This window comes from Streptococcus sp. CL8.13 (assembly GCF_049737895.1).
This window is the reverse complement of record NZ_JBKOTT010000152.1, coordinates 1-1,105: the sequence shown is the minus strand read 5'-3', so window position 1 is coordinate 1,105 and position 1,105 is coordinate 1. Positions and strand designations below refer to the sequence as shown.

Annotated in this window: 1 protein-coding gene; it reads left to right on the top strand. The window is 41.3% G+C overall.

Features of this window, described 5'->3' with window-relative positions; genetic code table 11:
• Positions 1-911, top strand: a 911-nt coding sequence (locus ACLNCN_RS04895) for an N-acetylmuramoyl-L-alanine amidase (protein ID WP_424844750.1), incomplete at its 5' end; no start/stop codon positions are given.
• Between the last annotated feature and the right edge of the window lie 194 nt (positions 912-1,105).

Sequence of the window (1,105 nt, the reverse complement as noted above, 5' to 3'; positions counted from 1 at the left end):
ACCTCAAATCCAGTGGTGCTATGGCAGATAAGGAATGGGTCTACGACCAAAGCTACTCTAGTTGGTTTTACCTAAAATCTGGCGGACGCTATGCCCAAAAACAATGGATTGGTTCCTACTATCTTAAATCTGGTGGCTACATGGCCCATAAGGAATGGATTTACGACCCAGACTATCAAGCTTGGTACTATCTTAAGGATGATGGTGTGTATGTTACAGGAACCTATGCTGTGGATGGTAAAAACCAGCTCTTCCAAGGGAATGGAAAATGGGTTCGTGAATTAGCACAAGGTTTTCAAAAAGGACATTACTCTAAAACTATCTTTCTCGATCCAGGTCACGGTGGTAAGGATCGCGGGGCTTATTACTATGGCATAGCTGAAAAAGAATTGAACCTACAGGTTTATCGTAAGCTACGTAAACAACTAGAAGGACTCGGCTATACCGTTCTCACCTCTCGAGATAGTGATATAGACGTTGATTTTATTACCGAGCGTTCTCGTATGGTCAACAAGACCAATGCTGACTTTTTCATCAGCCTTCATTTCAATGCAAAAGGGAATGATACAACCGTTAATCTGGGTATCCAGACCTATTCTTACAAGGATGAACCTGGTTTCCCTAGCAAGATTAACAAGGATTGGCACAACAATCCTGAACGGATGAGTGAAAGTAATCGTCTCGCAGCCGATATCCATTCTTCACTGCTAGCTGAAACTGGAGCTAGAGATGCTGGGCTCTTGCAAGCAACCTTTGCTGTTCTACGTGAAACAGCTAAACCAGCTGTTTTGCTAGAGATGGGATATATGGATAATCCAGAAGAAAACCAAAAAATCCGCAGCAGTGACTACCAAGATAAACTAGTTGAAGGGATTATCAAGGGAATCCAAAAATATTATGCTGGTAATTAAAACAGCTTAAGCCTCGAACTCATTCGGGGCTTATTTTTTATCTAAATCTAGTTCTTCTTTCTAGACCTATTTCCCTTTTCAGCTTATTCTTCCTAACTGTGCTATACTTAATTTATACTCAATGAAAATCAAAGAGCAAACTAGGAAACTAGCCGCAGGTTGCTCAAAGCACCGCTTTGAGGTTGCAGATAAAG